This window comes from Pseudoalteromonas sp. P1-9 (genome assembly GCF_001399975.1).
In the GTDB taxonomy this organism is placed as follows: Bacteria; Pseudomonadota; Gammaproteobacteria; order Enterobacterales; family Alteromonadaceae; genus Pseudoalteromonas.
The window spans coordinates 17,883-38,886 of the sequence record NZ_LKBD01000041.1; the positions used below are offsets into that span (position 1 = coordinate 17,883).

Annotated in this window: 18 protein-coding genes and 1 pseudogene; 10 read left to right on the forward strand and 9 right to left on the reverse strand. The window is 39.3% G+C overall.

Features of this window, described 5'->3' with window-relative positions:
- Positions 1-5 precede the first annotated feature (5 nt).
- Genes AN214_RS18600 through AN214_RS18615 form a run of 4 tightly spaced genes read right to left on the reverse strand, consistent with a single transcriptional unit; the run spans position 6 to position 4,622 of the window.
- The gene (locus AN214_RS18600; RefSeq protein WP_054981077.1) at positions 6-707 is read right to left on the reverse strand and encodes an acyltransferase; all 702 of its coding nucleotides are present in this window, start codon (positions 705-707) and stop codon (positions 6-8) included.
- Positions 691-2,091, reverse strand: coding sequence for an O-antigen ligase (locus AN214_RS18605; RefSeq protein WP_054981078.1), 1,401 nt, complete (start codon positions 2,089-2,091; stop codon positions 691-693). Before AN214_RS18605 ends, AN214_RS18600 begins: the two co-directional genes overlap by 17 nt.
- The gene (locus tag AN214_RS18610; RefSeq protein ID WP_054981079.1) at positions 2,078-3,469 is read right to left on the reverse strand and encodes a lipopolysaccharide biosynthesis protein; all 1,392 of its coding nucleotides are present in this window, start codon (positions 3,467-3,469) and stop codon (positions 2,078-2,080) included. Before AN214_RS18610 ends, AN214_RS18605 begins: the two co-directional genes overlap by 14 nt.
- Positions 3,459-4,622, reverse strand: coding sequence for a glycosyltransferase (locus AN214_RS18615; RefSeq protein ID WP_054981080.1), 1,164 nt, complete (start codon positions 4,620-4,622; stop codon positions 3,459-3,461). Before AN214_RS18615 ends, AN214_RS18610 begins: the two co-directional genes overlap by 11 nt.
- A 198-nt stretch (positions 4,623-4,820) precedes the next feature.
- On the opposite strand from AN214_RS18615, the gene AN214_RS18620 reads away from it, so the two are divergent.
- Both AN214_RS18620 and AN214_RS18625 read left to right on the forward strand, forming a co-directional pair.
- Positions 4,821-5,768, forward strand: coding sequence for a glycosyltransferase family 2 protein (locus AN214_RS18620; protein ID WP_054981081.1), 948 nt, complete (start codon positions 4,821-4,823; stop codon positions 5,766-5,768).
- A gap of 35 nt (positions 5,769-5,803) precedes the next feature.
- Positions 5,804-6,229 carry a response regulator gene (locus AN214_RS18625; RefSeq protein ID WP_054981082.1) on the forward strand — a complete coding sequence of 142 codons (426 nt, stop codon included), beginning with the start codon at positions 5,804-5,806 and terminating at the stop codon, positions 6,227-6,229.
- A 30-nt stretch (positions 6,230-6,259) separates the two neighbouring features.
- Here the strand turns inward: AN214_RS18625 and AN214_RS18630 are convergent, their stop codons facing one another.
- Positions 6,260-6,874 (reverse strand): flavin reductase family protein, encoded by a 615-nt coding sequence (locus AN214_RS18630; RefSeq protein WP_054981083.1) that lies wholly within the window; start codon positions 6,872-6,874, stop codon positions 6,260-6,262.
- A gap of 213 nt (positions 6,875-7,087) precedes the next feature.
- Here AN214_RS18630 and AN214_RS18640 point away from each other — a divergent pair, with 213 nt between their 5' ends.
- Positions 7,088-8,023: a hypothetical protein gene (locus AN214_RS18640; RefSeq protein WP_152960805.1), complete on the forward strand. Its 936-nt coding sequence runs from the start codon at positions 7,088-7,090 to the stop codon at positions 8,021-8,023.
- A gap of 62 nt (positions 8,024-8,085) precedes the next feature.
- On the opposite strand, the gene AN214_RS18645 is transcribed toward AN214_RS18640, so the two are convergent.
- Positions 8,086-8,334 (reverse strand): hypothetical protein, encoded by a 249-nt coding sequence (locus AN214_RS18645; RefSeq protein ID WP_010558230.1) that lies wholly within the window; start codon positions 8,332-8,334, stop codon positions 8,086-8,088.
- Positions 8,335-8,558: 224 nt separating this feature from the next.
- On the opposite strand from AN214_RS18645, the gene AN214_RS18650 reads away from it, so the two are divergent.
- From AN214_RS18650 to AN214_RS18675, 5 genes and pseudogenes are all read left to right on the forward strand, one after another.
- Positions 8,559-8,858, forward strand: coding sequence for a hypothetical protein (locus tag AN214_RS18650; RefSeq protein ID WP_054981086.1), 300 nt, complete (start codon positions 8,559-8,561; stop codon positions 8,856-8,858).
- 156 nt (positions 8,859-9,014) lie between these two features.
- Positions 9,015-9,260, forward strand: a complete 246-nt coding sequence (locus tag AN214_RS18655) for a TIGR03643 family protein (RefSeq protein ID WP_054981087.1) — start codon at positions 9,015-9,017, stop codon at positions 9,258-9,260.
- 350 nt (positions 9,261-9,610) lie between these two features.
- Positions 9,611-14,164 carry a hypothetical protein gene (locus AN214_RS18665; protein ID WP_054981088.1) on the forward strand — a complete coding sequence of 1,518 codons (4,554 nt, stop codon included), beginning with the start codon at positions 9,611-9,613 and terminating at the stop codon, positions 14,162-14,164.
- Positions 14,165-14,430: 266 nt separating this feature from the next.
- Positions 14,431-14,685: a hypothetical protein gene (locus AN214_RS18670; protein ID WP_152960806.1), complete on the forward strand. Its 255-nt coding sequence runs from the start codon at positions 14,431-14,433 to the stop codon at positions 14,683-14,685.
- Positions 14,686-14,729: 44 nt separating this feature from the next.
- A pseudogene (locus AN214_RS18675) lies at positions 14,730-15,040 on the forward strand (transposase); the annotation flags it as partial.
- A 90-nt stretch (positions 15,041-15,130) separates the two neighbouring features.
- On the opposite strand, the gene AN214_RS18680 reads toward AN214_RS18675, so the two are convergent.
- Both AN214_RS18680 and AN214_RS18685 read right to left on the reverse strand, forming a co-directional pair.
- Positions 15,131-16,651 (reverse strand): tryptophan halogenase family protein, encoded by a 1,521-nt coding sequence (locus AN214_RS18680; RefSeq protein WP_054981090.1) that lies wholly within the window; start codon positions 16,649-16,651, stop codon positions 15,131-15,133.
- Between the two features lie 146 nt (positions 16,652-16,797).
- On the reverse strand, positions 16,798-17,604 hold the full coding sequence (locus tag AN214_RS18685; RefSeq protein ID WP_054981091.1) for a class I SAM-dependent methyltransferase: 807 nt from the start codon (positions 17,602-17,604) through the stop codon (positions 16,798-16,800).
- 227 nt (positions 17,605-17,831) lie between these two features.
- On the opposite strand from AN214_RS18685, the gene AN214_RS18690 reads away from it, so the two are divergent.
- The gene (locus tag AN214_RS18690) at positions 17,832-19,577 is read left to right on the forward strand and encodes an MFS transporter (protein ID WP_054981092.1); all 1,746 of its coding nucleotides are present in this window, start codon (positions 17,832-17,834) and stop codon (positions 19,575-19,577) included.
- Here the strand turns inward: AN214_RS18690 and AN214_RS18695 are convergent.
- On the reverse strand, positions 19,574-20,029 hold the full coding sequence (locus AN214_RS18695; protein ID WP_200911145.1) for a M23 family metallopeptidase: 456 nt from the start codon (positions 20,027-20,029) through the stop codon (positions 19,574-19,576). The two genes, AN214_RS18690 and AN214_RS18695, sit on opposite strands and share 4 nt — an antisense overlap.
- A gap of 360 nt (positions 20,030-20,389) precedes the next feature.
- Between AN214_RS18695 and AN214_RS18700 the strand changes: the two genes are divergently transcribed.
- Positions 20,390-20,740 (forward strand): hypothetical protein, encoded by a 351-nt coding sequence (locus tag AN214_RS18700; protein ID WP_054981094.1) that lies wholly within the window; start codon positions 20,390-20,392, stop codon positions 20,738-20,740.
- Positions 20,741-21,004 lie beyond the last annotated feature (264 nt).

The window sequence follows — 21,004 nt, forward strand, 5'->3', positions numbered from 1 at the left end:
GCTCCTTAATCTACACGCTTAATCACTTTGGCCGGATTGCCTGCAACAAGTGTAAAGTCGGCCACATCTTTGGTGACAACCGCATTTGCAGCAACTATCGCTCCTTTGCCAACAGTAACGCCTGCCAAAACCGTTGCACCTGTGCCTATCCAAGCACCTTGTTTAATAATGATATCGCCCGCTTGTTCTGGTAAATCGGGTTCACCTTTGGCGCGCTCGGCGCAATTTAACGGGTGACCAGGAAAGCCTGCTAAAAATACTTTTCCAGCTAAACGCACATCATCTTGTAACTCAATTTTTGTGCCGACAGAAAATGCATTTTGCCAGCCCACGTCCACGTTATTGCCAATAATTAGCTTTGCTATGCTACCTGAGTGATAGCGGCCACAAAAGGTTGCAATGCCCGACATTCTGACATCGTCACCTAGGCTAATTGCAAGTGCACCAATAACTTGTGGCATACCGCACTGTAAGGTTAAGCGCTTTTTACTGCCGCTTACTTGGCTTTTAAACATGGGCGTAAAATAAATAAATTGCAGTGTATTGTGCCAAATCGTTTTGCTACTTCGATGAAGTGCAAACAATATTTTGTAAAGCACTGGCACAACCGGCATTTCAATATGCTTAATTGCATAAAAACTACCGCGACAAAATTTGCCAAAGCCTGAATCACTGCTTTTTACCCAATTTTTAACATAAGCTATCATGACGATTCTCCTGCGTATCTTTACTTAACGTTTGCAGCATTTGTTCCAAAGCAATACTGAGCGATAAAATAATGTAGATAGGCCAGGTAAACGCCTGAGTTAAAAAGGTACCAGACACCACAAAGCCAATTAATCCCGCCTTTAGCGCTTGTACGTTGACAAGCAAATTAGCTTGATGACAAAACTTCACTTTGGAGCCACTGCGCTTCAATGTGCGATAAATCGTTGCGATTAGCGTTGCAAAAAGCGAAATTCCAACAAACCCGGTTTCACCAAGCACTTGGAACCAGGTACTGTGCACCGCGTGATTTTTGCCATCCCAGTGCGGGCTGTAAAAGAAGTAGTTAACGTAAAAGTTGTTTACCCCTACGCCAGTGAATGGGTTTGATAGCGCCATGTTGATTGCCGCCTGCCACGCATAGATTCGTCCCATTGCTGATTCATCAATACCGCTTTCTGCTGCACCGCCACTTTGTCTGTCGCTGATCCCCGCTGCCACCAAGAGCACCGCTAAACCAAACCCTAAAATAGACACTAATACCACAGGGTTTTTGATGGTGCGCGCCAAAAAGTACGCAACAATTGCCATTACGCCTAATAATCCGCCACGGCTTTGTGTTGCAATAATGCCGTACACCACCAAACACAGTGTGATAAATGCAAATACACGGTAAATCATTTTGCCTTCTTTGTTAAAAAGCTCGGCACACAAAAACGAGACCGGAAACAATAGCACCAAGGAAAGATCGTTTGGGTCGCCAATTTGCGATTGTAAATGACGCGAAATCGTGACCCGTGAACCTTCTACTAAGCCAATACCATTCAGCTTGTTAGAGACTGCAACACACGCAATTAGCGCCCCACTCACCATAATACCAAGCCGGGCAATGCCGAACGCTTTTGGCGTATTGATCCACCAGCTTATAACAAACACCATAATCAATACTTTGGTTAGGGTTGAACTCCAATACTCAATCGCCATACCACGATTTGTCGCCATCATTACGCATAAGGTTAACCAAGCAAAAAAGAACATAAACGCACTGTGCGCTGGGTGCCAAAACGGTGTGAGCTTTTTACTTAAAAACAAATGCCACGCAATGCCGAACAGTGACGCCAAAGCCAATAATTTTGGGATCTTGAGCGGCATTAATACCGGGAATGCTTCGTGAATACGAAAATAACTAAATAGAATAAATAAAATGACAAAAATAACGCTAAATCGCACGGTGAAATACAGCGCGAACGGCAGCATCAACAAAGCAAAAGGTGCTGCAGGCCCCGCAACTTTAAACAGCCCGATAATGGTGACACTGATTAAAATACCGAGCAGCGCGAGTTTAATCGGCGATTTCGATAAGTGCTGTTGGCTAAGAGTATCCATACTTGCCTCCCAATTTATTGGGCTTTATCGCGCCACACTTTATTGCATATTTAAATGACAGCAGTAATGCGACAATTAGCAAGATTACATTTAGCCAAATCGCATTGCCCACAATACCGATTTGCAGTAGCAATAAGCCAAAACCAAATAACACCGTACCGAGATGATATTTGAGCGGCGCGATACGCTGACTGATAATATAGAACGCTAAAAATCGCAGTGTATGCCCAACAAAAAGCCCCGCAAACACGCCGCTAATGCCTTGGCTTGGGGTCAAAAACGCTATAATTAATATTGCTACCGTGGCACATATGCCGTTTATAAGTGGTACGTATTGCGCGTTTTTATCTAGATAACAGCCTAAATTCAGCAACTCCGCATAACTTTTAATAACCAACAAAATGCACAGCAACCCAATGTATTGGCTGCTGTTGTGATAGCTTTGTGGTAACAACCAACTAATAAGGTAAGGGGCAAATATCATCATTGCTAGTGCCAGCATAGTGATGATAAAGCACCCTGTAACAGCCCCACTCGCTGCTAATTCTGTATTTTCAAAGTAACGTTTGAAGCGGATTGGGAACCACCATAAGCGAAATGGCTCAAACGCTAAGGACAATGCCAATGAAAATTGCGTTGCAATAAAATAATATGCCAGCTGCGATGATCCTAAATAGCTCGCGATAAACCAATTTTCAGCGCCACCGAGTCCGTATAAACAAAGTGCTGACAACGCAATAAAGCCACCATAGCGAATATGTTCGCCTGTTAATGGTTCCCGCTTCATCAATAACAGCGCACGGTGGTAAATCACTAAAACTAAGGTAATAATAAAACTGGTGACACAACCACTTATTAGCACTCCTAAAATACCGTAATCATTTAACAATAAGGTGTAAGTAAGCAGTGCTTGCACGACGCCTTGGGCAAGGGCAACACACATGTAGGGTTTTGATTGTTGCAATACGCGATAGCGCGTTAAGTAAATGGCCTGCAATGTAGTGAGCGCCAAATTAAACATCAACAGGCAAAAGTACGACTTTTCGATTGGCAGTGGCATTAGAGCCAACCAGATATCCGCGCCAACGATTGCACAGAGCAAAAACACACAACTCACCAAAAAAGTAAACTTAATACTACTGGCAATGAATGAGTCGAGCATCTCGTTTGGCAGCTTTACCGCAAAGCGGAAAATCACTTCAGCCATGCCAAAACCCAAGAAAATACTCAACATGGCGCCGATGCTGACAAGAAAGTTCAGCATGCCGTAGCTTTCTGGCGCCAAAAAGCGCGTCACTATCGGCAACATCAGTAGGCTGATCCCTTTTAGCCCAGCAATGGCGATACCGTAATGGACAAACGCAGCATTAACTTTCATACGCCACCTGCTCAATTAAGCGCGATAACTTAACACCTTGTTTTATTGCGTTAAAATGCCTGTTAACACGCTCTCGTGCTGCGTTACGCATTTTTATACGCTCGTTTTCAGGCAGTTGGCAAAAGGTTAAGATGGCTTGTTTTAACGCATTGCTATCTCTACTTGGTACAGTGTAGCCACAGCTACCATCGACTATTTCAGTACATCCCATAATATTGGTTGTAATGGTAGGTAACCCCATAGCCATAGCTTCTTTGAGCACTACCGGGCCAGTATCTTTATCGCCGTTATCAGCAATACAAAACGGCGCAATAAACGCATCATATTGCTTTGAAAGCGCGATAATTTCGCTTGATGTACGCTGCCCTAAAAAGCGCACCCAATTGTTAAGATGCAATTGATTCACCAAACCAACTAACTCCGCCAGCTTGGGCCCGCTGCCAATAATATCAAGTTGTGGTCGTTTCGAAGGCGGAATATCAGAAAGCGCATTGAGTGCAAACTCAATGCCTTTTTTATCAACCAAGCGGCCAACAAATAACATTTTTACCGTACTGTTATTTGGGTTGTCATAATGCTGAAACTTGTTAACGTCTACACCGCAATGCAACAAATGCACAGAATGGGTTTTAATATTTTGCAGCAGGTTGTACATATCTTGACAAACCGCCACATTAAAATCGCAAAATGCCAGCTTAGCGTTCAGGTCGTTCGCGTTTACATATACATCATGCCCATGTCCGACACTCGACACACTAATTCCTGCATACTTAGCAGCAACAATGCCGTACGCCAAACTACTGTGCATAAAATGGCAATGAATGTGTGAGATCTGCTGTTTTTTAATCAGGTAGTTAATCTGAAGACCAAAATAAAGCAGTGATAAATTGCGTATCGCGTGCTGACTTGATGCGGCTTTATAAGCATTAGCAACCCCTTGAATACTAGTGCAACATAACCCTTTAAGTGTGGTTGTAATGCGCTCGCGCTTTAGTTCGAATACATCAAAATCAAAGTCACTCTCATGGTCTAAATACTCCATAGTGATCACGCTAACTTTGTGACCTGCAGCACGCAACGCCTCGATTTCGGTGACCACAAAGGTTTCGGATGCGACCGGAAACTGTGGGACATAAATAGCAATATGTTTCATAACGCTCTCCTCACATTCATGTAAAGAGCACATCGCAATCTTTATGCCGATAAAAATACCATATTAACCCCACTAAATTGCCGATTTGCAATCAACCATTTGCATTTTGCAAAGCAATTTTGCTTTTTACGTGCATTTTGACCCTGTTTAGCGCGGCACACACTTTGCGTAAGTACTCCATACTATGGAGGATTTGTTATGTGTAAAGAAGTGTCGATTATCATGCCTAATTACAACTGTTTAGAGTATTTACCAAAAGCCATAGACAGTGTGTTACAGCAACAAGATGTGCGATTTGAGCTAATTGTGGTGGATGACGGTTCGACTGATGGTTCGCTTGAATGGTTGAATCAAGCTGAGCAAAAATACAATCAGTTACGCGTTTTAACTCAGCCTAACCAAGGTGTTATCGCTGCACGTAATCGGGCAATTAAAAAAGCAAATGGTCAATTTATCGCGTTTTTAGATGCAGACGATTACTGGTACCCCAACAAGCTGCGCAAGCAAGTAGACTATATGTTAGCGACCCCCAACTGCGGGCTAACTTTCACAAACTATCAGCACGTTGATACCAAATACCAAGAAATCATTGATTGTTACTCATATTGGCCTGAATTTGCAGCCCATCGCACTCAAAACAACGGTGATTATCAGCCTTTGCACGATGCCCTTGGATTGCTAATAATTGCCAACGTAATTGGTACATCATGTGTCATGGTTAATAAAGACATTATCGAACGTGCAGGCGGGTTTGACCCGAGTCTTCGTAGCGCCAGTGATTGGGATTGTTGGCTTCGTATCGCGCTGATTAGCGAGGTTGGATTTAGTGAAGACATCACGATGGATTACCTAATGCGACCCAACTCAATCACCGCCAATAAGCAAAATCGCATTGATGCAATGGCCGAAATCACCGAACGCATCTGCACCTTAGGAAATGTAAGCCAAACCGTTCGCCGTAAAGCCAATGCCCGCTTACTGGAGTCTTACGGTGAAATGCATCGAGAAAATGGCGATTTGACCACTGCGATTTCATTTTCGTATAAGGCGTTTAAACAGTATCCACATAAACGCCATTTAAAACATCTGTGTTCTGATCTAAAACGGTTGGCGATTTTACGCGTGAATGCATTGTGCCAAGTATAAAAAAGTGTTTTATTATTAATAGGAAGGAGTGATATATGGCCCATATTTTACTGGTAGACGATGAACCAGAAGTAACCAATGCAATTGCGCGCTTACTGCGTAAAGACTACGCCATCACAAAATGTAGCGAGCCAGAAAACGCACTTGAAATTGTAAAGCAAAATGATATTGATTTAGTGCTGTCTGATATTCGTATGCCAGTGATTGATGGCGTAGAGCTACTGTCACAGGTAAAAGCATATGATCCTGATATTGGCCGTGTACTGCTCTCGGGGTATTCGGATATGGAGCTTTGCCAACGCGCGATAACTGATGATATCGCATCCATTATTTTGGCAAAGCCATGGGACAACTTTGAGCTAAAAAACGTTCTGCGCTTAGTACTAAACGCACGTAAGTTACAAAAAGAAAATACTGAGCTTAGGCAAAAACTCAATCAACTTAGCCTAACATCACAGTGAGCGGACGTACGCTCACTGTAAACGTTCACGTTATTCTGGGCGCTCAATGCCAAATGCTGATGTAATGCCTGAGTATTCGCCGCCCCCTAAACGCGCCAATGGATTTACCTTATCGGCGTCAACTTTAATGCGCTTTTTATGATCAAGCGATACTACTTCATCGCCTAAAAATAGGGTTTTAATTTCAACAAACACTAACGTTTGTGGCACTTCGCCCATTTCTTTAATTTCATAAAGCTCGCAACCATAGGCAATATTGCAACCTGCCACGCGCGGCATAGAAAAGCCTTCAAATTCACATAGCGCAATATCATTAAGCGCAACTTCTGACTGTCCATGCTCTAAAGTTGCTGCAGTTTGCGTTACCAAATTGGCATCATCTACTGACGCAATATGGATAACACACTGCCGCGTTTCGATAATGTTTTTAACGGTATCTTTTACTTCACCTGTTGGCTTTTTGCCAACGGAAAACATCATTAAAGGTGGGTTACTCGATACTGCCGTAAAATAAGAAAATGGCGCTAAATTAAAATTACTTTCGCCCGAATCAGTCATAACCCATGCAATTGGACGCGGAATTATGGTTTGCGTCATTAAATGGTAAATTTGCATTGGCGAAAAGTCAGAAAAATTAAGATTCATAACAAGGCTTTAAATTAGGTTTTAAGGGAACTAGCATAGCATAATAACTTTAAATTCCGAGCAACATAAATAACCTGATTTAGAACTTTCGAATTGGAAAAATGTTGGTTAATTATTTACAAAAAAGAAAAACGGATAATAAAAACTGAGAGTAAGCTGCTTAAATAAAAAATATGATATCTTGGAAAAACCTTAGTTTCTTGTGACATTCTAATGCGTTCTAAAAATGAATTATCTTTAACAAACGAATTATCGAGTTTAGAGCCAAAGATCGAACGGTATAGTAAGCGCTTCAATTTTTGGAGAAAAGCTGTTTTTTGGATGCCCATTACTTTAACACTAATCCAATTGATAGCTTTAAATCAGAAAATAAGCTTTGATTTAAGTCTTTATCACAACTGGAAATCGGTTCCTGAAGTTTTTGTTGTACCAATGACAGCTTTTTCATTTTGTATTGCTATTACGGGCCTATACGGTTTGTATTTGAGAAGTTTACAAACCGAAAGCCAACTAATCAAAGCCAACCAACAAGTATCAATATCTGAGAAACAATTTGCACTAGCGCAAGCTCAGTTCAGGGACATATCAGAAAAAAATAATTTTTCAAATTACATTGAGCACTACAACCACTTTAAAAATACAGTAGAAACAATATCTAATGAAGCATTAGCAAAATACGGTAATGCAAGTTTATTTAATTCAGTAAACATTGAAACTGTCAAACTGTACAAAACAGTTTTTCCTGAAAACATGCCTGATAGTGGGGTTAAGTACTATTACAGGCAATTACCTGAAAGTAGTTTTGATTGTTCTAAGTTTAATAGGCATATCAAGGAATCTAGCATCCAACTTAAAAAGTTTTATTCAAATGAAAATGGCTGTGAGTATGCTCTATTTGCATATTCGAAAGCGTTTAAAGAAGCATACGACATGCTTTCAAGACTCGGATTTGATAGAAGTTTTGCTCCCGATTATGAAGTGAGTTTTGAAGAATCGAGGACAGATTACATTCCAAAAGCCAGAATGGCTTTAAAAATACTAATTGAATCTTGGTGTTTAGATGATAACGTGGGTTATCAATGTCTGTCCTCATTAAACCTATTGCGGGACGAGCTAAAACATTTCCAAAATTCATGTGAAAAAGAATAAAATTGAAGTTGAATCGTTAAAAGCCAAACGCATGTTTGGCTTTTTTATCATAGTAAAGCGTATTAATGCGTTTTCTTCACTCCGTAACGCACCATATCTTTGCCATTTTCATACACGTCTTGCGATACCCAACGACCTAGCAATAATTGATGCTTATCATCTAATACCGCAATAAATGGGCGACCATCACTGTTATTTGTAGCAAGTGCCACACCTTCAACATTTTTAAGGCCTAAACCACCATTTTCAACTAACAGTAAAAACGCTTCTAGCTCGTCTAATGTATTAATCAGTTCGTTATCTTTAATCATGTTTGCTGCTCTAGAGTATCAATGCGCGTAGGGTAACAGGTTTAGCCATAAGGATAAATTACCCGCTTGCGAATCCCTTCAACTTATGTATTTATTTTGAAAAGCTGTTGGAATGTCTTAACACTTTTTAACTTGTTTGAAGTGAGTTCAGCGCTTAAGGTAACAAGCTAAATTTAAGTTAAATTTAGTTTTAACGTGTATTTGGGTTACATGGAGTAAATAAGATGCAACAAGGTACCTTAAAATCATCAACGGCAACCATTCAAAATGGTGTGACAAGAGCTGATGGCCAGTTTTCAGTGTCACAATACGGTATTTGTTTTAAACCATTTAACGAGAAATCAGGTTTAGGCCCGTATAACGTTGAGCGAGGTTCAATCGCTAAAGTAGAAAAGTGCGTTGGCAAAGGGGCTGGCATTTTACCTATTACCTCAGATGCAATTCGCATTACGTGCACAAACAATGAAACCTATGAATTTATCATCAGTAATCCTGATGAGTGGGTGAATTTACTCTCGAACTAGTATTAACATATTTCAGCAGCGCCTTTGCTTTAGCTGCTGAAATACTTTTCCTTTGATCTCATCATAAAACGACTCTCCAGCGAATTGCCTTAACAACTGATCAAAAATACGTTTTTTAGCGTAATCAGAATATTCATTTTATTATTTTACACACCAATGACTAAATCTGATCAATCACGCATTATCGAAATGGCATGGGAAGATAGAACTCCATTTGAAGCCATCGAAACACTCTATGGGTTATCTGAGAAAAACGTAATCCGATTAATGAGGCGAGCCTTAAAACCAGCCAGCTTTCGTTTATGGCGAGCGCGTGTATCTGGCCGCAACACTAAGCATTTAAAACTACGCAATCCGAATATTTCACGTGGATATTGTAAAACTCAGTATAAGCATCGCTAAATTAGCACGTTTTAACCATATATTCGCAGTTTTCTAAAGGGATTGGCGTTGGGTACTTTGCCATTTTAAACCCCGATTTTTCATAGGCAGTAATCGCTGATAAATTATCAGATAACACAAAAAGCGACGCGCTATTGAGCTGCAATTGTTTTTTGCCTTGGCTGATTAACTGGTCAATTAAACTCGTTTACTTTCACAAGCTAAACACCGAAAAATATTTAAAGTGTCATTAGCTGTTTGATATATACAAGAGAAATAGCAACAATCATAAAAATTAGATTACTCAAACTCGAAAGATATGATATGAATTCATGTAATTGATTTTGAGCTATAAAAATAAGTAGAAGTACATGGATAGTGGATTAAAAACTCATGTTGAAAACCTCAGAGAAGTTTTGTTATCGCTACCTCACTCAGGTAACTCAGGCTTTGAAGGGTTAATTGGACTAACATTGTGGTCTATTACAGGGATTCCATTCAGGCTGGCAGGTAGTGGCTCACAATTTGGGCTAGATGGTAAATCAAGTTTTAAAATTGACCCTATTTGCTTCGAATGCAAGAGGTATGGTGACTCTCCTTCTCGTGAAAGTATTCTGTCAAAAATTACTGATTTATCTATTAATGACCATGAAGTAGATATTTGGGTATTAGCTTCTACTGCTTCAATTAAAACTCAACTTATAGATGATGTTAGGAAAGTTGGAGATAAGAGTGGTTTATTTGTATTCGTATTAGATTGGTCAGATTCATCACTTCCATTATTAGCCGCCGCTTTAGCTAAAGCAGGGAAATGCGTTGAAGATTTTATTTTAAGTAATGCGAATTGCAACTCATCTCTACTATCTAATGTAGTCCCTGCATTAACTGCAATTAATCAAAGCACACATCAACAAACTCAAATCAATAAAATAAAGTCTGAGTTGGATGTTGCTCACCTCAGCTACTCTTCTGCAAAAAGAGCGAATGAATCTTGGTTACTGGATAAATTTTCTGATAAAGCTGAGGCTAAAATCCACTTTGGGCAACCTATTTGCCCCAATGCTGTAACTTCCAATTTCATAAACCAGAGAAACGATTTAGTTCAGAAACTAGAGCCATACTATATTAATGATGGTTTAAAGAAGCTAGTTGTTGTATCAGGTAAAGAAGGCTGTGGAAAATCTTGGATATTAGCTCAAAGCTGGCTGGTTCAAAAAAATAAACCTATCTTGCTTTTTTTTTCACCTGAAGATTTACCCAATAATACAGGGGATTTTGATTTTTCAGAATTAATTGTTAAAAAGTTAATTAAGCAAACTGGTGGACAATTATCACTTGGAAATAATAAGAGGTGGCATCGTTTATTTGAACAATGGAAGAATCCCACTGTAGATCAAAGCAAAAAAATAGTAATTGTAATTGACGGAATAAATCAAAAACCTACAAGTGACTGGGGGAAATTATTAGACGCTATTTGCCTTGAAGTTAGGCAGTTAAATGCAAGTGTTATTGTTTCAACAAGAAAGCAATATTTTGACAATTATGTAAAAAATAGACTTGAGTCCACATATGAGCAAATTGATATCCCTGAATGGTCTGTTTCCGAAAGGGATGAGATTCTTTTAAAAAATGGAATTATCGGCAATGACCTTAAACCCAAAGTAGCCAGGTCTTTATGTAATCCAAGATTACTAGGAATTTCATTAGAGCTTCTAAGCCAAGAAGAAATAGAGAATATTGATGAGCTTAGCGTTAGCAGATTGCTATTCGAACATATGCGATCAATAGAGCGAAATGCTAGGGAGCCAGTCCCATTTTCATCTTTTGCAAAACGTTTAGTTAAGGATGCTAATGAAATACAAAAAAGAATAGCAATAGGACAGGAAGATGATTTAAAAGTATTTGAAGGAGAGCTTGCTATAGTCGCAGATGGTAGATTTTATGAGCTTTTAGATGACGACCCTTCGAGCTATTACCTAAAAGAAGAAGGAGTTACTTTAGCCCTTAGTTTTTCCATTGTTGAAAAATTAAAGAAAGCTTTGAGAAACAACAGAAACCTACATGATGTTTTGGATAAAATTATCGATCCAATTGCAGCTCTTGATGATACGTCAGACGTAATAATATCAGCGATTACAATCTCAGCATTAGATAACAAATGTGACGATAGAATCCTAGTATCTTTGTTGCATAGTTTTATTCAAATGCAAAATACGAATGCAGAAGATTTTCCTGTATTTGTATGTGCTGCAAAAGAAAAGCCCTTAGCATTTGTTACATCTGCTCGATTTATTTGTTTAGAGGGTAGTCATCAAGCTAACTTTGATTGGCTTCACGGTGCACTACTCAATATTGCTTCAGAAAATGACTTATGGAAATCGGTTGAGAAGGAAGTAATATCTTGGTTAGCTGTATACTCCCTTTCACCTAAACTCTCTGCTTTCAAAGATTCAGAAGAAGAATTGCAAAAAAAGTCTAATGAAATAACCAATTCGATAAATGCATTGTCTAAATTTGAGAGGGAAGTACTGTCTAATTTAGAAAGGAATGACGACTATGATTCGAGCCAACTTTCAGAGTTAGCACTATCTTTATTGGCTGGTAAACCGTTAGCAACATATGCCAAAAACTTATTTTACTGGAAGTTTGGGCAAATATTAAACTCTAGTCACCGCTCCCCATACAAAGATTTTTATAGCCTTATTAGGCTAAACAACATCGATTGGTTAGAAACGCAGCAAGCTTTTCATTCATTTTGCGAACACCTCCGTAGAGAAGATGTATCTCGAACTGGTAAATGGACGTTAGTAAATATTCTGAGAGCCATTGGTGATACGAAAAGCGGCATTGAAGATGAGCAATTAGTGCTTGAATTAACAAAAGATAGAAAAAGTTTTGGAAATTGGAGAAGCATAGAAAATTACTGCTCAGTTGACCCTTGTGATCCACAATCGAATAAGCCCCAAAACATATCTGTTACAGCAAAAAAATACGAAGCAAGTGACACGAGCAAAGTACATACTTCGTTTGGTACAACTTCAGATGATTTATTCATAGAGTCTGCTTGCTATGGCTTATCAAGGTTTGAACCTAATGTTGCTGTTCAGAAGCGTAGAGACATAATTGATAGTGTCACAACTAGAGATGGGGTTGAACTAAGACAAGGAGTATTTGGAATATCTCGTCATAATGCGCTGTTAACTAAAGATCAAGCTTCTGCATTTATTAATAAATGGAGAGGTATGGATAAGTGTGAAGATACAACTCGTGATGAGTGGTTAATTCGACAGTATTTATTACTTTTTGCGTTTCCTCATCTTACAGGAAATGAACAATTAGACATTTTTCTTTCACACTCCATGGAAAAGAATATGCTGCTAGACCTGCTTGCTTTGTTCAAACCTGTAGACAACGCCTACTTTGAAAAATATGTCAGTAGAATACTAGAATCCAAAGATGAGCATTTAATGTTTTTATCTTTGTTGTTTATTAGATACGCAGGTTGTAGCTTAACTGAATGTATAAGGAAGCTTATAGATTACGGGTGGGAAAAAGGTTCTAAGAAGATTAAGACTGAAATTCTCGCTGTAGCAGTTAAAGTTCAAGACCAAAGACTATTGAAGCTAATTGTTGATAGTGAGTTGAACGCAAATGAAATGTCTGAAGATAAAGATAGAACTAAATGGTATTTGTCAATGGCTCTCCTTAGGGCATTAGAAAAAGGACTTCTATCAAGCATTGAAGCATTAGATCGTATCTCTCCTTCAACTTATGGTCGAGCAGTCGCTTTATTGGATAAAAAGTGTCTGTTGTCGCTGATTGCGTTGATTGATAAATCCCTAAAATTATCAATTGGGCTTGAGGCTGCCCCAGAAAATATCGAGATAGAAATTGATATATCAAATCCAGTGTCTAACGAACCGAGCAGGTTCAGTATAAAAGGTGTTAAGCCCCCCCCTGAAACTCCTGATGAGCATTTAAAGTCGATTTTTGATGATGAGAGTATTGAGGACTTCAATGAGAGGCAAGAGCTTGCACATGAGTCTTTCGAGCGTTTTAGGTGTAATTTGTCTCGTCAAAATGCTTCTATAGTTCTGGATGATGTTACTGAATTTGAATTACAAATGCTGATTAATAGCGATAAAATAATAACTGATAAGTGGTTTAAATTTTTCATAAACCTAGGGGAGTCGAAGTTACCTCCAATTTACAATTATTTATTGAAATTTTGTTTTGCAATACATGAGACAGAACCTCAAAAATCGTTGCTACTGCTCGACAAAATAGCAACCTGCAAACCGTGGGTTAATCAGGTATTTGGTAAAGCTAAAATCTCCCTGAAATCGCATATTTATTGGAGCTTTAAAGGTGAACCTTTCAAGAAACATCAATTTAGCTTTTTAGATGAAGCGAATACAGACAAAGAGTTGTTGCTAGAAGTTGTAGCTGCACTATTAAACAATAAGCACGAATTACTACACGAATACATAACTAAAAAAGTGTCAAGAATTGAGCCATCTGAAGTAGCAAGAGGCATAATGGTAGCTGGATTTTCAGACCAAAGTTTATTTAATGATAAGGTACTTGAGAAATACAGGAGCGAAAAAGGTCTTGTAGGTCAAGCGTACCAAGCTGCAATGTACGCTTACAATAGAAATAGTTGGTCTCGGCATTGGTATAAACTAATGAATGAGTCCAAAAATTTAGAAGATTACTGGTGCTATAATCAACTTTTCCTCAAAATAGTAGACCAGCGATTTGATGTCTGGAAAAGTAGATTATCTAAAGTTGATTCATTAGATAAGCAGTTTGAACACTCTTATAAGAACAAACTCACACGCAGGTATGACAGATGGAATAGCCATAGGGAAAAGAAGCTGTTTGGTTTAAATGCCCCCAAACCGATATTCATTTGTAAACATTAAAGCCACAGGAGGTAACAGCAAGGAAATATTCGTTATCTGTGCCATGATAATTTAGAGCTTTGCTGACATATTTTTGCTCGTTTGTCTTCTTGCTCTCCTTCCCACTTTTGCCTCTTCAATCTGCAAAAGCCCACGCCCTAACTTGTTAGGCTTTAGTGGGTTAAAACCTTTAGCATAGCTAATGAATAAATTCGACAATGCTGATGCTGCGACTTGAATTCATATTTCTATATGATGATATGAATGTAAGAACAAATTGCAGAGGCATGGCTCACAAAAATTATGTCGCGGTAAGGACGCGGTACTACAAACACAGCGAATACACCAAACAAGTAAAGAAGCGCCAAAAGCTCAAAGGCAGCAAAAATAAATACGAAACTGTGACTGTTTCAAAAAAATATCAATCAGCCATTGCTGAACTTGATCACATAGCTCGTGCTGGAGCAACAACTTCTGCAAATGTCCATCCTGAATTTACAAGAAACAACATGTGTAGTGGTACATTGAATTTGGCCACCTAATTAGAGGCTGATATGATCGCCTCATAGATAATTTAGGTGACATAATGACAAGAACAGGCAAACGTAATTTCACACCAGAATTTCGATTAGAAGCAGCTCAACTAGTTGTTGTTCAAGGTTACTCAGTTCGAGAAGCGGCTGAAGCGATGAATGTTGGCAAATCTACGATGGATAAGTGGGTTAGGCAGCTTCGCAATGAGCGCCAAGGCATAACGAGTAAAGCTAGCCCAATGACGCCAGAGCAGCGTAAGATTAAAGAGCTTGAGAAGAAAATAAAACGTATTGAATTAGAAAAGGAAATTCTGAAAAAGGCTACCGCTCTCTTGATGTCGGACTCGATGAACAATTTAAGATCACCCCGGACCAGACCACTTGGAAAGGCTAACTTCATCTGGAAACCAGCTTGTAAGTTGTTCAATGTGGGTTTTTGTAAACGGTACTAACATTATTGATTTTTCACATCATTATTTGCTTTACAATGTTTATCAATAAATGCTTGATGACTCAAACAATTATTCGCGGCCATAGCAATTTGCGCTTTCATTTTCGCCAAGTTTTCAGCAATCGCGCTTGAGTTAAAGTGGTCCAAACGTACATCGTAACGCGAAGGAGTAACATTAAAACCATAAAACATTGAAAGCCAACTTGCTTGCTGGAAAGACTCGTTATCATACATCACCACATGGCCACGATTTTTATACATGGCAATTTTATGCTCAAGCGTTTTTGGAATGGGCATCTCTTGGCAGTAACGCCAAAATGCGGTGTCGGTGCGCTGCGTTAATTTGTAGTGCACTAATAAAAAATCAACAATGCGGTCTAACTCATCATTATGCAAACGGTTAACTTCATCAATATCAGCTTGATTAAACGACATATCTGGGAAGAAAGTCATCAGCTTAGCAAGCGCGGTTTGAATTAACGAAATGCCAAGTGATTCTAGCGGCTCTAAAAAGCCAGCAGCTAAACCAAGGGCAAAACAGTTTTTATGCCAGCTTACTTTGCGCCTACCAAGTGGAAATTTAAAGGTTTTTACATCGGTAATTGTGCGCCCTTTTACACTATCGAGCAGGCTTTGTTTCGCTTCTTCATCTGTAATGAATTTACTTGAATAAATATAACCATTGCCCATTCGGTGCTGCAGCGGAATACACCATTGCCACCCTGCTTCTTTTGCGATTGCGCGGGTATAAGGCGTGGGTTCACCCACTAGTTCCGTTTGCACTGCGACAGCGCTGTCACAAGGTAGCAAGTGACTCAAATCATCAAGGCCAATACCCATCGCACCTTCAATTAATACGCCTTTAAATCCAGAGCAATCAATAAACAAATCGCCCTCAATGTGTTTACCATTATCAAGGGTAAGCGCTTGAATAAAGCCATTTTCAGCGTTTAGTTTAACTTCGCTCACATTGGCTAAAATATGGTTTACACCGCGTTTTACTGAAAACTCCGTTAAAAACTTCGCATACAACACAGCATCAATATGATAGGCGTAAGAGTATTGTGCTAGTGGGTTATTTTGATTGGGGTTTGGCTGCGCAAATCCGCCTTTTTTGGCAAGCTGAATTGGGAAGCTATAATCTTCAATATCAAGCTGTTTGCCTTCAGCATTGAGCTTGTTGATATATTGGTGAAAATCCAAATTTTCGATGGGTGCGCCATAGGCTGCAAAAGGATGGAAAAAACGCTCACCTTTTTGCGACCATTCCTCAAATTCAATACCAAGTTTAAACGTCGCTTGTGTGGCTTTAATTAATTCAGCATCGTTAATGCCTAAATTGCGGTTAAAATCGACAAAATTAGGAATGGTTGCTTCACCAACTCCAACGGTATTAATGTTAGGTGATTCAATTAGCGTGAGCGACATGTCTTTGTCTTGAATGTAGCGCGATAAACTCGCCGCTGCCATCCACCCTGTTGTGCCCCCACCAACAATAACGATTTTTTTAACTGCTTGTGCCACGTTTCGTCTTCTTATGCTTATTTTTATTGTTTTCAATATAAACTAAACGGGCTTGAAAAACTAAGCCAATAATGGCTAATTTTTAAGCCCGAAATGCGTGATTTGTATTAGGCTTCAACCAGTTTTAATGTTAAGGCCTTATTTAATTAACGCTTTTTGAAAAGTAATGTCATACGGTTAGATTCACCAATTGCTTGGTACTGCTCTTTATTTTCCTTTGCATTAAGCGAAGGCGGCAGTGCCCATACGCCTGCTTCAACGTTATCAATAATAATGCGATCTTTCGCGTTATTATGGAAATACGCCTCAGCTTCTAAGTCGAATCCAGCGGCTTTTGCCACTGCAATTACATGTGATTTTGGCAAGTAGCCTTTTTTCGCTGTTGCTACTGGGTCAAAGCCTTCAGGTGCTTGGTGCTGTACAACGCCTAATTTGCCACCTTGTTTAAGCATTTGGTTAAACTGACTAAATGCAGCTGCTAACTGATTGCCGTTTTGTAAACCGTGCAAGCCTCTAAAGGTTAACACTACATCTGCGTTTTTTGTTTTATCATCGATTGACACATTTGGATCAAAATCAGCGATAACAACATTGCCGTATACCTTTTTGTTATCGCTTAATTTTTTCTCAAAGTTTTCGCGTGAGCGTTTACGGTATTTTGAACTTGTTGTAATTGGGTAGTGAGCTGCGACAAGCTGCCCCTCTGCTGCAAGCATTGGCGCAAGTACTTCTGTGTACCAGCCACCACCTGGCATAATCTCAACCACTTTTGAATTGGCTTTTACACCAAAAAACTCAAGCGTTTGGTATGGCTTACGAAACGCATCGCGTGCTTGATTTGTTTCACTACGGTGGCTGTTATCAATACCTGCAGGTGCACTGGCAACGGTAGAGAAAGAGAAAACCGCGGCAGCGATAAGTGAAAAAGGCAGTAATGTGTTTTTATAATTCATTTTAAATTACTCAATTAATAAACAATGTTTCTGTTATACAGATTTTTTATAAAAATCGCTCACTTTTGCGAAATATATTTCAATTTATTAATAAGTTAGCACATATTTAATTTAAATTTATCTAATCAAATATCCCTCATTAAACACAGAAAACCGCAACAGTGTTGCTAAAAAAACCACCTTTGATATATTGCATACAATATATCAAAATAAAAAGAAAGAGTGTTATGACGACAGACAAGCCTTCGCGCAGTCCATTTGGCAGCAGCTTTTACATTGCCAACATCATGGAAATATTTGAACGCTTAGCATGGTACGGTTTTTTTACCGTATCGTCGCTTTATATGACCAGCCCAATATTACAAGGCGGTATGGGATTTAGTGATGAGCAGCGCGGTTTTTTGCAAGGACTTGTGCCATTTTGTATCTACTTGTTGCCTGCATTAACTGGGGCATTAGGCGATCGTTACGGCTACAAAAAAATGCTGTTACTTGCCTTTGCCATGATGACCCCGTGTTATTACTTGCTAGGTCAAGTATCAAGCTATAGCGCGTTTTTCCTAGCCTTTATGGGTGTTGCAATTGGTGCTGGCATTTTCAAACCATTGATCACCGGCACGGTGACTCATGCAACCAACGATAGCAATCGCAGTTTAGGCTTTGGCGTTTTTTACATGATGGTCAATGTGGGTGGCTTTTTAGGGCCTGTTATTGCAGGCATCATGCGAGACACAAGTTGGGATATGGTGTTTATTATGGCCGCAGTGTGGATTGCTATTAATTTTATCCCTGTCACTTTATTTTACCGCGACCCAACTGCTGAAATTCGCAAAAACACCCCAGCCAAACCGTTGAAAGATATACTGATTGAAATGCGAGAAGTGCTTGGAAATGGTCGTTTTGCGTTACTTGTTTTTCCAATCCTCATTGCATTTATGTTGCCAGGTACAAAATTAATTTCTGAGTCATTCGCTTACGGGTTTATTGCAAGTTGGCTAGGTTTAAACTTAGTCTGGCACATATTAGCGCCAAAAGCTGGAACACATTGGTATAGCAGCAAAATAAAAATGGGCAATAAACCCTTTTTGTTACTTATTTTGATTTTGAGCGGATTTTGGCTGGTTTATATGCAAATTTTTATTACCCTTCCGCTTTTTATTCGCGACTACGTTGATAGCAGTGATCTTGTGATGTTTGCGAATTCAATTCATGCGGGGTTTGGTGAAGCCGCTTCGTTTGTTAATGTGCCCCAGCTAACAACTGCAATCACTGCGCTTGCAAGCCAATTTGATTACAGCCAAGAAAACAGCTTTCATAAAGCCTACCTTGAATTAACTAACTACAATGTGCGCATTCCAAAAGAGGTATTACAAGCTCATTTACCAAGCTTAAGTGCACTGTCTCAAGCTGAAATCAGCACACTCGCAACCCAGTGGGCAAATGATTATCGTCAGTTTAAACCTGAATACATTGCTGCGGTAAACTTTGGCTCTATTGTACTATTACAAGTATTGGTATCAGCACTGAGCGCACGTTTTAAAACCTTTTATGTAATTATTTCTGGCGCTTTAATGATTGCCAGCAGTTATTTATTACTGGCAAATTCAGAGGCTGGAGCAATTGTAAGCGGCGCGCTTGCGGTAGCGGCTTTACTTATCTTTTCACTCGGTGAAATGATGGCATCGCCAAAACAGCAGGAATACGTAGCCTCAGTAATGCCGAAAGACAAAGCAGCGATGTATCAAGGCTACCTTTACACTGCATCTGCCATCGGCTTTTTGTTTGCAGGCAAGCTCTCTGGTTGGGGTTACAACAAATGGGCTGTTGAAGCTAATGAGCCCGCGAACTTTTGGCTCTTATGCGCCGCTATTGCGTTTATTACCGCGCTCGCACTTTGGTTATTTAATAGTTTTGCCGCAGAAAAATTAGAACAGTCACAACATAGTTCAAAGCTTGTTAATAATTTAGCTTAGTGATGTGTGAATAATTCGGCAGGGTTTAAGTAAAACATTTTCTTATAACCCTGCGTTTCTGTGGTAAACCGCCACGGGTAAGGTATTAATGTAACGACCGAATAGTGGATATGTGCTGGCTTACCTTTGGCATTTCCCGAATCGCCCAAAGTGCCAATAACCTCTCCCTTCGCAACTAACTGACCTGTTCTACTTTGGTTTTGCTCTAAATGCGCATAATAATGAACTCGCCATTTAGGCCCTAAAATCAAAGCAACCTTACCGCCTTTAGGCAAAGTGCCAGAATAAATCACAATTCCTGCCGTAGACGCTATTACGGGCGTTCCTTTTTTGGCGAAAATATCGATACCTTTATGTACCCCTGAGCTGCCCCACGGCTCATACCAAAAGGTTTTTGCATGCCAATCATTGTGTGTTGCACCTTGAACCGGGATTATTTGAGATACGAGCATAAATAGAATGCAAAAAAACAATCCGGCTAGTATCAATACGCTTACTTTGGTTTTCGTCATAACTCATCTAGAGCGTGTTTACCTTTACGCTCTCGTTTTTCTCCTGGCTTTAATAAGATGCTTTCTGGGTTGTTATAGCGGTTTTACTGCTTATACCAATCAGAACACAAAACGTAACCATAAGTTCATTAAGATGAATACATTAGATAAGAACAATTGCAAAAAATAACACTATTAAGGTGAATTAATTTTAAGCGCTTTAAAAACTGTTCGCTTTTCAACCAAAAAAGCGGTAACGTAATGCGCTAAATTTTTCGTCACCGATTTAAATTCAATAAAAACAATATCAAGGGAATGATTATGAAGTTTATTGTACTTCTAGGCCTATTTTTAGGCGGAATGTATTTTTATAGCAATGCAAGCTCACAACATATCGCCAACTACCAAGACCTTTTGGCAAAAGCTGAAACCAGCGATGTTAGCTTAGGTGAAATCAAGCTTGGTTCTAACTTACTCGCATTACAATTTTGCAACGATGAGTCATATCAAACATCGGGCGGAAAAAGCGTAAAAGAGTGCTTAAAAACATACGCGAACATGCGTGGTATGTGTGAACAGCGTATTTTCAAAAACGATAATGAAATTATCGAATCCAAAGACAAGGTCGTTAAAATCGCAAAACGCTACACAGCCTGTGTCGGTATTGACTAGCGTATAAAAAACAAACAAGATTAAAATAACGAAATGTTGTCAATTTAGGGCAGATAGGTAACTTAATTTGCTGTCATCAAATCAACAGATTATACACGCTCCTGTGAGCTCAAAATTACTGTTCAGTGCTGGCATAATAGCGTTAGCGGCTGCCGCTTGGCATTTGCTCTGCATTATACCAATTCACTTAAATAGCTGATCATTCTAGCGGGTTAAATATCATGCTAACTGCGTTTGAATTTATCAATGTAGAACAACTACATA

Coding starts and splice junctions, on each gene's coding strand:
- AN214_RS18600 (WP_054981077.1), bottom strand. CDS start 707: ATGATAGCTTATGTTAAAAATTGGGTAAAAAGCAGTGATTCAGGCTTT.
- AN214_RS18605 (WP_054981078.1), bottom strand. CDS start 2,091: ATGGATACTCTTAGCCAACAGCACTTATCGAAATCGCCGATTAAACTC.
- AN214_RS18610 (WP_054981079.1), bottom strand. CDS start 3,469: ATGAAAGTTAATGCTGCGTTTGTCCATTACGGTATCGCCATTGCTGGG.
- AN214_RS18615 (WP_054981080.1), bottom strand. CDS start 4,622: ATGAAACATATTGCTATTTATGTCCCACAGTTTCCGGTCGCATCCGAA.
- AN214_RS18620 (WP_054981081.1), top strand. CDS start 4,821: ATGTGTAAAGAAGTGTCGATTATCATGCCTAATTACAACTGTTTAGAG.
- AN214_RS18625 (WP_054981082.1), top strand. CDS start 5,804: ATGGCCCATATTTTACTGGTAGACGATGAACCAGAAGTAACCAATGCA.
- AN214_RS18630 (WP_054981083.1), bottom strand. CDS start 6,874: ATGAATCTTAATTTTTCTGACTTTTCGCCAATGCAAATTTACCATTTA.
- AN214_RS18640 (WP_152960805.1), top strand. CDS start 7,088: ATGCGTTCTAAAAATGAATTATCTTTAACAAACGAATTATCGAGTTTA.
- AN214_RS18645 (WP_010558230.1), bottom strand. CDS start 8,334: ATGATTAAAGATAACGAACTGATTAATACATTAGACGAGCTAGAAGCG.
- AN214_RS18650 (WP_054981086.1), top strand. CDS start 8,559: ATGCAACAAGGTACCTTAAAATCATCAACGGCAACCATTCAAAATGGT.
- AN214_RS18655 (WP_054981087.1), top strand. CDS start 9,015: ATGACTAAATCTGATCAATCACGCATTATCGAAATGGCATGGGAAGAT.
- AN214_RS18665 (WP_054981088.1), top strand. CDS start 9,611: ATGGATAGTGGATTAAAAACTCATGTTGAAAACCTCAGAGAAGTTTTG.
- AN214_RS18670 (WP_152960806.1), top strand. CDS start 14,431: ATGGCTCACAAAAATTATGTCGCGGTAAGGACGCGGTACTACAAACAC.
- AN214_RS18685 (WP_054981091.1), bottom strand. CDS start 17,604: ATGAATTATAAAAACACATTACTGCCTTTTTCACTTATCGCTGCCGCG.
- AN214_RS18690 (WP_054981092.1), top strand. CDS start 17,832: ATGACGACAGACAAGCCTTCGCGCAGTCCATTTGGCAGCAGCTTTTAC.
- AN214_RS18695 (WP_200911145.1), bottom strand. CDS start 20,029: ATGCTCGTATCTCAAATAATCCCGGTTCAAGGTGCAACACACAATGAT.
- AN214_RS18700 (WP_054981094.1), top strand. CDS start 20,390: ATGAAGTTTATTGTACTTCTAGGCCTATTTTTAGGCGGAATGTATTTT.